General features: G+C 69.4%; 9 protein-coding genes. 6 read left to right on the plus strand and 3 right to left on the minus strand.

What is annotated here, in order from left to right:
• Window positions 1-280 precede the first annotated feature (280 nt).
• Window positions 281-1315: an alcohol dehydrogenase AdhP gene (gene adhP, locus V7053_RS16040; RefSeq protein WP_334173274.1), complete on the plus strand. Its 1035-nt coding sequence runs from the start codon at window positions 281-283 to the stop codon at window positions 1313-1315.
• Complete coding sequence (locus tag V7053_RS16045) at window positions 1315-1704, plus strand: DUF779 domain-containing protein (RefSeq protein WP_334173275.1); 390 nt, start codon at window positions 1315-1317, stop codon at window positions 1702-1704. The genes adhP and V7053_RS16045 overlap by 1 nt, the downstream gene beginning before the upstream one ends.
• 50 nt (window positions 1705-1754) lie before the next feature.
• Here V7053_RS16045 and V7053_RS16050 read toward each other — a convergent pair whose 3' ends face one another.
• Window positions 1755-2597 (minus strand): IclR family transcriptional regulator, encoded by an 843-nt coding sequence (locus V7053_RS16050; protein ID WP_334173276.1) that lies wholly within the window; start codon window positions 2595-2597, stop codon window positions 1755-1757.
• A gap of 172 nt (window positions 2598-2769) precedes the next feature.
• On the opposite strand from V7053_RS16050, the gene V7053_RS16055 reads away from it, so the two are divergent.
• From V7053_RS16055 to V7053_RS16070, 4 genes are all read left to right on the plus strand, one after another.
• Complete coding sequence (locus V7053_RS16055) at window positions 2770-3567, plus strand: maleate cis-trans isomerase family protein (RefSeq protein WP_443022650.1); 798 nt, start codon at window positions 2770-2772, stop codon at window positions 3565-3567.
• A 63-nt stretch (window positions 3568-3630) separates the two neighbouring features.
• The gene (locus tag V7053_RS16060) at window positions 3631-4956 is read left to right on the plus strand and encodes an MFS transporter (protein ID WP_334173278.1); all 1326 of its coding nucleotides are present in this window, start codon (window positions 3631-3633) and stop codon (window positions 4954-4956) included.
• A complete protein-coding gene (locus V7053_RS16065; protein ID WP_334173279.1) occupies window positions 4953-6212 on the plus strand; it encodes a CaiB/BaiF CoA transferase family protein in 1260 nt (419 codons plus the stop codon). Before V7053_RS16060 ends, V7053_RS16065 begins: the two co-directional genes overlap by 4 nt.
• Entirely contained in the window at window positions 6209-6982 is a 774-nt protein-coding gene (locus tag V7053_RS16070) for an enoyl-CoA hydratase/isomerase family protein (protein ID WP_334173280.1), read from the plus strand. The genes V7053_RS16065 and V7053_RS16070 overlap by 4 nt, the downstream gene beginning before the upstream one ends.
• Window positions 6983-7068: 86 nt before the next feature.
• On the opposite strand, the gene V7053_RS16075 is transcribed toward V7053_RS16070, so the two are convergent.
• Together V7053_RS16075 and V7053_RS16080 are read right to left on the minus strand one after the other, a co-directional pair.
• Entirely contained in the window at window positions 7069-8421 is a 1353-nt protein-coding gene (locus V7053_RS16075; RefSeq protein WP_334173281.1) for an MFS transporter, read from the minus strand.
• 56 nt (window positions 8422-8477) lie between these two features.
• Window positions 8478-9455 carry a LacI family DNA-binding transcriptional regulator gene (locus tag V7053_RS16080; protein WP_334173282.1) on the minus strand — a complete coding sequence of 326 codons (978 nt, stop codon included), beginning with the start codon at window positions 9453-9455 and terminating at the stop codon, window positions 8478-8480.
• Between the last annotated feature and the right edge of the window lie 240 nt (window positions 9456-9695).

Below are 9695 nucleotides of genomic sequence, written 5' to 3' on the forward strand. Positions count from 1 at the left end.
CAAGCTCGGCTTCTTCTAAGACCCAGCGAGCGGACGACGGCGGGTGCCCACCGGCGCGGTTCGCCCGGCTGCGGTCCGCCGGACCGCCACCGGGGCGCCGTCGTCGGTCCGCCAGTCGTCCGTCCGTCGTCCGTGCGCCCGCCAAACCGATTCCGACCGGGATGGGGCCCCCAATCCGGTCCGGCGGCGCGCCGCAGCGACTCGCGGAATCACGAGCCGCGATTCCGGTCCGAATCCGCGCCGGAACCCGAAAACCACACCCATGCAAAGGAGCATGACCATGACCAGCACGCTTCCCGAGACCTTCAAGGCCGCGGTCGTCCACCGTTTCGGCGGGGAACTCAGCGTCGACGACGTCGAGATCCCCACGCCCGGCCCAGGCCAGGCCCTCGTAAAGCTCATCGCGAGCGGCGTCTGCCACACCGACCTCCACGCGGCCCAGGGCGACTGGCCGGTCAAGCCAAAGCTCCCGCTCGTGCCCGGACACGAGGGCGTCGGCACTGTGGTCGCGCTCGGAGAGGGCGTCGCGGACCTCGCGGTCGGCGACCTCATCGGCAACGCATGGCTCTGGAGCGCGTGCGGAACGTGCGAATACTGCCGCACGGGCTGGGAGACCCTGTGCGAGTCGCAGCAGAACGGCGGGTACGGCGTAGACGGCTCCTTCGGGCAGTACATGCTCGTCGACACGAAGTTCGCCGCGCGCATCCCCGACGGTGCGGATCCGTACGAGATCGCGCCCGTCCTGTGCGCGGGAGTCACCGTCTACAAGGGCCTCAAGCAGACGGAGGTGCGCCCGGGGGAGTGGGTCGTGATCTCCGGCATCGGCGGTCTCGGGCACATCGCGGTGCAGTACGCGGCCGCGATGGGCATGCGGGTCGCGGCCGTCGACGTCGCCGACGAGAAGCTCGCCCTCGCCCGGAAGCACGGCGCGGAGGTGACGGTCAACGCGTTCGCCGAGGACCCGGCGTCGGCCATCCAGGCGGCGACCGGCGGGGTGCACGGCGTCCTCGTCACGGCCGTGCACCCGGCGGCGTTCGGGCACGCGATCGGCATGACCCGACGCGGGGGGACGATCGTCTTCAACGGCCTCCCGCCGGGCGACTTCCCGGCGCCGATCTTCGACATCGTGCTCAAGGGCCTCACGATCCGCGGCTCGATCGTCGGCACGCGGCAGGACATGGTCGAGGCGCTCGACTTCTACGCGCGCGGCCTGATCCACCCGACGTTCCACACCCGGGACCTCGAGGAGATCAACCAGGTGTTCGACGAGATGCACCACGCGAAGATCGACGGCCGCGTGGTGATCAGGTACTGATGGCTCTCCTCCCAGCCAAGCCGGCGCGCCCGGGAGAGGACTTCTCCCGGGTCGCGCTGACCGAGCCCGCCGCGGCGCTCCTGGACTCGCTCTGGGAGCGCCACGGCCCACTCATGTTCCACCAGTCGGGGGGCTGCTGCGACGGGTCCGCGCCCATGTGCTACCCGGCGGGGGAGTTCCTGACGGGCGACGCCGATGTCCTCCTTGGCGTCTTCGACCTCCCATGTCGGGGCGAACTGGGCTTCTGGATGTCGAAGGAGCAGTTCGCGTACTGGTCGCACACGCACCTGACCGTCGACCTCGTGGCGGGCCGCGGGAGCGGCTTCTCGCTCGAGGCGCCGGAGGGGAAGCGGTTCGTGATCAGGAGCGAGATCCTCGACATTCCATAGGGCGGGCAGCTCAGGCCGTAGGACAGGCAGCTCAGGCCGTAGGACGGAGCTCAGGAAGCCCGCTTCTTCCCGGCTGTCCCGCGGGCAGGCGGCGGCGCGCCTGGCCCCTCCGGGTCGTGTCCCCTGACGTCGTGCCCCATTGCCTCACTCGCCTCGCGCGCGGCGAGGGCGACGGCGGGACCCAGCCGTGCGACGTCGTCCGGGTGGACCCGCTGGAGCGGGAAGCCGAGACCCAGCACGGCGGCGAGCTCGCCGGTGTGGTCGAAGACCGGGGCGCTGATCGAACCGACGTCGACGTTGCGCTCGCCGAAGGCGGCGAAGAACCCCTGCTCGCGGGCTTGAGCCGCCTGCTCGTCGAGGGCGGCCCACGTGACTGGGGTCGCGGGGGTGAACCTCGTCAGCTCCTGGCTCTGGAGGGCTGCGCGCGCCTCGGGGTCGAAGGCGAGGAAGATCTTTCCGGGCGCTCCCGCGTGGATCGGCATCACCTGCCCGACGTGGAAGGGGCGCATGACGACGTGCCGCGTGTCCGCGACGGCGACGACCGTGCGGTGGACTCCGTCCCGCACGTAGAGGCAGGCCGTCTCACCGGTCTCGTCGCGCAGCCGGTGCAGAATGGGCCGCACGGTCCGGACGATGTCGAGACCGATCGTGCCGGGGGCTGACCAGCGCACCAGACGAATGCCGATTCTGTACTGATCGCCGTCTCGGTCGAGGAAGCCCTCGCGCACCATGTTCTGGACAAGGCGCTGGCACGTGCTCGCGGGCAGTCCGGTGCTCCGCACGATCTGCTGCAGGGTGGGTTCGGGCTCCTCGAGGGAGAAGCAGTCGAGGATGTCGCTGACCTTGCTCAGCACGAGGAGCGGCGCCGACGCGCCCCCCGGTTCTCTTGCCATGGATTGCCCACCGTCCATTCCTCGGGCCGCACTGTCTGACGCTCAGGGTATTCGAGGGCGCCGAAAGACGGGCTTCGTTACCCATTGACAGTCTACGACCGCGCCCGGATTATGGGTCGAGAACTCACGATGCGGGTTCCGCGAAGGTCTGTACAAGGACGTGGAGGACTCAGTGATCCAACCTCAGCCGCACAGTCCGCCGGCGAACAGGTCCAGAATCGGGCTGATCGTCCCAAGCTCCAACACCACGATGGAAACCGAGCTCCCCGAGCTCTTCCGCCGCCAGACCGAGGCGACCGGCCACCACTACACGTTCCACTCCGCCCGCGCGGCCCTCAAGAACGTCACACCGGAAGAGCTCGCGGCGATGGTCTCGAAGGCCGCTGACTGTGCGGTCTCAGTCTCCGATGCCGACGTCGACGTCATCGCCTACGCGTGCCTCGTCGCCGTGATGGCCCAGGGACCCGGGGCCCACGTCGGCTCTGAGTCCGTCATCGCCGACGCCGCACGCTCGAACGGCCACCCCGCGGCAGTGGCGAGCAGCGCCGGTGCGCTCGTGCGAACCCTTGCCGGCCTCGGTGCCCGGCGGGTCGTCATGGTCACGCCCTACATGCCAGAGCTGACGAGGATGGTCGGCGACTACATCGAGGGCGCGGGCATCGAGGTGCACGACGTCGTCGGACTCGAGGTCGCGGACAACCTCGAGGTCGGACGGCTGGACCCCGCACAGCTCCCGGGCATCGCGCGCAGGCTCGACCGCGAAGGCGTCGACGCCGTCGTCCTCTCGGCCTGCGTCCAGATGCCCTCGCTCGCCTCGGTCCAGCCGGTCGAGGACGAGCTCGGCCTCCCGGTCGTCACGGCAGCGACGGCCACGGCCTACGAAATCCTCAAGGCGCTCGGCCACGGCCCCGCCATCGAGGGGGCGGGCAGGCTCCTCGCGGGCCAGCTCGTCCCGAATCTCCACAACTAGCACCACGCAATTGCAACGCACCCCGGATCCCACAGGATCAGACATCAGGCCGACGGAGGAATGATGAGTGTTCAAGCAGTAACCCGTGAGCAGGCCGTGCGGCGCGCGACCGTCGCGAGCGTGGTCGGCACCACCATCGAGTGGTACGACTTCTTTCTCTACGGAACCGCAGCAGCCCTGGTCTTCCCCCAGCTGTTCTTCCCCGGAGGGGAGGGCGCACTGACGGGAACCATCGCGGCCTTCGGCACCCAGTTCGTCGGGTTCGTCGCGCGGCCGATCGGTGCGGCGATCTTCGGCCACTACGGTGACCGTATCGGCCGCAAGACCACGCTGATGGCGACCCTGCTCCTCATGGCCATCGGCACCGTGCTCATCGGCGTCCTCCCCACCTACCAGGCCATCGGGCTGTGGGCCCCGATCCTCCTGACCGTGCTCCGGGTCGTCCAGGGCATCGGCGTGGGCGGCGAATGGGGCGGCTCCGTGCTGATCGCCATGGAGTGGGGCCAGAAGCACCGCCGTGGCCTCTCGGCGAGCTGGCCGCAGCTCGGCGTTCCGCTCGGCCTCATCCTCTCAACGGGACTCGTTCGGCTCACGACCGCGGCAACCGGGCATGACTTCGTGACCTACGGGTGGCGGATACCCTTCCTCGCGAGCATCGTCCTGATCGGCGTCGCCCTGTTCGTCCGGCTCCGCGTCGTCGAAAGCCCGGAGTTCCAGACGCTGCGCACGACCGAGAAGGTGGTCGTCGCGCCGATCATCGAGGCCATCCGCCGCCAGCCCAAGGAGATCCTCCTCTCCGCCCTCGTCCGCATGTCGGAGCAGGCCCCGTTCTACCTCTTCATCACGTTCGTCATCACGTACGCCACGAAGCACGTCAAGTTCAGCAGTGACGCCATCCTCGTGGACACCCTCATCGCCGCAGCCCTCGGCCTCATCAGCATCCCCGTGTTCGGAATCCTCTCGGACCGGTTCGGCCGAAGGCTCATCTACGGCACCGGAGTCGTCCTGACGGGCTTGTACGCCTTCCCGTACTTCGGGCTCCTCAACACGGGCAACGCCCTCATCATCGGGATCGCCGTCGTGGTCAGCCTCATCTTCCACGACATCCAGTACGGGCCGCAGGCGGCCCTCATCGCGGAGAGCTTCGACGCCGACATCCGGTACACCGGAGCCGGCCTCGGGTACCAGCTCGCAAGCGTGATCGCCGGCGGCCCCGCGCCTCTCATCGCGGCCGAGATCCTGCAGGGCACCGGCAGTTCGACGTGGATCTCGGTGTACATCATCTTCTGCGCCGTCGTGAGCATGGCATCGCTCCTGCTCCTGCGCCGGTCGACGACGGGCGGCGCCGTGCCGTCGCGGGCAACCCGCAAGGGGGCGACGACGGTATGACGGTGAGCGAGGCCGCCCGGCGTCCGCGTGAGCCGGCGCCGGGGACGCTCCCCGAGGCTCCGCGCGCCGAGGGTCCCCTCCGGGACCTGCTTGTCCTGGATCTCAGCCGCATCCTGTCCGGCCCGTTCGCAACGATGACGCTCGCGGACCTCGGTGCCGACGTCATCAAGGTCGAGCAGCCGGGCCAAGGCGACGACACGCGCCACTGGGGGCCGCCCTTCCAAGGCGGTCAAGCGGCCTACTTCCTCTCGGTGAACCGCAACAAGCGGAGCCTCGCCGTCGACCTCAAGACGCCGGAAGGGCTGGCTGCCGTCAGGAGGCTCGCCCTCAAGGCCGACGTGGTCGTGGAGAACTTCCGGCCCGGCACCGCCGAGCGACTGGGCCTCGGCTACGAGGAGCTCGCCGCGGCCAACCCCGGACTCGTCTACGCCTCGATCAGCGGCTACGGACAGACTGGCCCTGAATCGAGCCGTGCCGGCTACGACGCGATCGCCCAGGCGCGGAGCGGGATCATGAGCGTGACGGGCGAGACGGACGGGCCGCCCGTCCGCGTCGGAGTGAGCAGCGCCGATCTGGTTGCGGGCACGTGGGCCGTCATCGGCATTCTCGCGGCCCTGCACGAGAAGACACGCACGGGGCACGGCCAGTGGGTCGACATCAGCCTGCTCGACGGCTCGGTGTCCTGGCTGACCTACGTGGCGAGCGGGTACTTCGCGAACGGTGAGACGCCTCGGCGCTACGGCTCGGCCCATCCGACCATTGCGCCGTATCAGGCGTTTCCCACGTCGGACGGCTTCGTGATGATCGCTGTCGGGAACGACAGCCTGTGGGGGAAGTTCGCCGCGGCGCTCGGCCGGCCCGAGCTGGCGGACGATGAGCGCTTTGCGACCAACCCCTTGCGCGTGGCCCACCGCGACGAGCTCATCCCCCTTCTCGAGCGGGAGCTGAGCCGGGCGACGACGGCGGAATGGGTCGCGAGCCTCGACGCGGCCGGGGTGCCGGTGGGCCCCATCCAGACCGTGGACCAGGCGCTCGCCGACCCGCAGGTGCTCGCGCGGGGGATGGTCGCCGAAGTCGAGCATCCCGAGGCGGGGACGCTGAAGGTAGTGAACTGTCCGGTGCGGCTCACGCGCACGCCGGCGTCCGTGCGGATGCCGCCGCCCCTGCTCGGTCAGCACAGCGATGAGATCCTGGCCGGAGCGGGGCTTTCCAGATCGGATATCGATCGCCTTCACACGCAGGGCGCCGTTCAATGACGGGAAGTGGGGCCGGCGTCATGGAGGAAGTGTCGGTCGAGGTCACGGAGTCCGTCGCGACGATCGCGTTCGGCAACGGGGAGCGGCTCAATGCCCTCGGCATGGGGCAGTGGGAGGAGATCGAGCGCGCCGCGCGGAAGCTCGCGTCCGAGAATTCGGTGCGAGCCGTCGTCGTCCGCGGTCGCGGAGGCGTGTTCAGCGCCGGGTCGGACCTCCGGGAATGGGAAGCCGCCAGTGGCGAGGAGGTGACGCACCGCTTCTGGCGGATGGAACAGGCGCTCCGCGCGATCGAGGACCTTCCCATGCCCACGGTCGCCGTCGTCGAAGGCGTCGCCGCCGGCGGTGGCTTCCAGCTCGCACTCGCCTGCGATCTCCAGCTCACCGCAGCTTCGGCGCGCGTCGGAATGCCGATCTCGCGGCTGGGGATCCTTGTGCCGCCATCGTTCGCAGCCCGGCTCTCCCTGCGCGTCGGGCCAGCCAGGGCCAAGGACCTGCTCTATGGCGGCCGTATCCTGACGGGCGAGGAGGCGCACGACGCCGGCCTCGTCACCACGCTCGCCGCTGACGGCGAGGTCGACGCCGAGTTGGCCGCCCTGCTCGATACCTGGGCGGGGGTCGCTCAGGGTTCGCTGCGCGCTGCCAAGGCCGCCGTCGACCGGGGCCTGCTCCCGCTCGTCGGACCCGTACGCCGAGAGCCACCCGGGCTCGCGACCGACCCAGAGGAGTTCCCGAAGAGGGTCGCGGCGTTCCTGCGCCGACACCGCCGCTGACCCACCCACGCCCACACACAGCGAAGGGGCGGGGCCCTGCAGCGCTCGCCGGCGCTGCGGGGCCCCGCCCCTTCTTGGTCCCAGGGCTACTTCGAGCCGCGGACCTTGTTCCCGAGTTCGTGGATCGGTGTGCGGAACGTCTCGCGTCCCCAGATCGCGCCGATGAGCGCGAGTACCGAGGAACCAGCCACGATCCACGCCGCCGGGCCCCAGTTGGAGGGAATGCCACCGACGAGCGCGGTGCCGAGCAGCGGCGTGAAGCCTGCGCAGAGGATGCCGATCTGGAGGCCGATCGCCATGCCCGAGTAGCGGACGCGGACGTTGAAGAGCTCCGCGAACCACGCCGGGTAGATGGCGTTCGACATCGCGTAGGTGCCGGCCGTGATGAGCGTGCTCGTGACGAAGACGAGGGGCACGTTCTTCGTGGAGATCGACGAGAAGTAGATGAAGATCAGGATCGCCGAGCCGATGATCCCCGTGATGAAGAGCGGCTTGCGGCCGAAGCGGTCGGAGAGCATGGCCGCGAGCGGCTGGGTGCCGATCGCGATCACGTTGCCGACGATGCTCACCCACAGCATGGTCGAGGCCGGGATGCCGACTGAGACGGCGTACGCGAGGCCGAACGACTGCATGAACGTGTTCGTCACGGTCTCGAAGGACATGAGGGCGACCTGGATGAACTGCGGCGTGTGGGTGGCGAACATGTCCGCGACGGGCAGCTTCACGAGGTCGTTGTGCTCGGCCTTCTCCTCGAAGACCTCGGGCTCCTCGAGCGAGCGCCGCACGAGGTACGCGACGACGAGGACCACGAGGGAGCACCAGAACGGGATGCGCCAGCCCCACGCGAGGCGGTCGGCCTCGCTCATCGCCGCGACGGGGAGGAACACGAGCGACGCGAGCACGATGCCGGTCGAGATGCCGCTCATCGAGAACGACGGGAAGAACGCGCGGCGCCCGACGGGCGACTCCTCCATGGTGAGCGCCGAGGCGCCGGCCGTCTCAGCGCCCGCCGAGAGGCCCTGGCAGAGGCGAAGTACCACGAGGAGGATCGGCGCAATGTAGCCGGCGGCGTGGAAGTCCGGGAGCGCGCCGATGAGGAACGTGGCGCTGCCCATGAGGACGAGCGTGAGCACGAGGGTGTTCTTGCGGCCGAGGCGGTCACCGAGGTGGCCGAAGACGACGGCGCCGAACGGCCGGGCAACGTACGCGACGCCGAACGTCGCGAACGAGGAGATCAGCGCGACCGTGGGGTTGCCCGAGGGGAAGAAGATCTTCGAGAACACGAGCGACGCCGCTGTCGCGTAGACGAAGAAGTCGTAGTACTCGAGGGCACCGCCGAGGAAGGCCGCGAGTGCTGCCTTCTTGGCGCGCTTGAGGCGGCGCGCCTGCTCTTCCGGGGTCCTGACGTCGGGGTCGGTGATCCCGCTGAACTTGGCCATTGGCTTTCGCCTTTCGTGCGAACAGGTGGAGTGGGGACAGGTGGATGGGTCGGATTTCAGGCCACGGGGACCCGGGCTGGCGCGGTGCTGCTGCGCACGATGAGGTCTCCGGAGAGGTGAACCGTGTTGGCCGGACGGGTAGGGTCGGCAATCCGTTCCGTGAGGAGTCGGAGGGCGACGGCGCCGCCGCGCTCGTACGGCGTGTTGACCGTGGTGAGCGCGGGCCGTGAGGCAGACGCGAGCCAGATGTCGTCGAAGCCGATGACGCTGATGTCGGTCCCGGCTGCGACGCCGCGGTCGGCGAGACGGTTGATGCACCCGAACGCCATGAGGTCGTTGTGGGCGATCACCGCCGTCACCGGTTCCGCGAGAACGAGGTCCGCTGCACGGATGCCGGCCGCGTAGGTCGGCTCAGCGTGCGTGAGGACGATGAGGGTGCAGCCGAGGTGATCGGCAGCCTCCTCTGCGGCCGCAAGGCGCACCCGGCTCGAGTAGTTGTCCTCGAGGCTTGCGAGGTACGCGATGGAGCGGTGCCCGAGCGCTGCGAGGTGCTCGACCGCCTGCCGCGCGCCTTCCGGGGCCGAGAGGACGACGGCGGGCAGCCCCTCGGCGACGTGGTTGATGAGCACGACGGGGGAGACCGCGTCGAGGGCCCGGAGCCTCTCGGCGTCCATGCGCGGCGCGAAGACGATCGCGCCGTCGACACGGCCGATGATCCGCTCGAGCTCTTCGGCATCCGACTCCGGGTCGTCCTCGCCGTCCACGACGAGGAGCGAGATCGACTGGCGCCGGCAGGCGGACTGGATCGCCTTGACCAGCGGGGGGTAGTAGGGGTTCGCGATGTCGGGGATGGACAGCGCGATGGTCCCGGTGGCCTCGGCCTTGGCGGGGGGCGGGGTGTAGCCCAGCCCGGCGGCGACGGCGAGGATGCGGTCCCGGGTCTCGGCGTTGACCGAGTCGGGCCGGGTGAACGACCTCGAGACCGTCGACTTCGAGACGCCGGCGGCCTGCGCGATCTCGGCGATCGTCGTCAAGGGAACCTCCTCGTTCTGCTCGTTCGCGCTGTGGCACCCGTCACAGCGGCCCTCCAAGCGTGACATCGTTTCTGCTGCGAGTCAAAACTTTTCCGCAACGATGCATTGCGTTGCTGCAATCGTCCTGTAACGTGGCTCACAGACCGCCCCTTCCCGTACCCAGGAGCCCCATGAGCAGGACAACGGAGTCGTACCTGATCGGCCTGATCGGCGACGGCGTCGTCCCCTCCCTGACCCCTC

This window comes from Sinomonas sp., assembly GCF_036848755.1.
In the GTDB taxonomy this organism is placed as follows: domain Bacteria; phylum Actinomycetota; class Actinomycetes; order Actinomycetales; family Micrococcaceae; genus Sinomonas.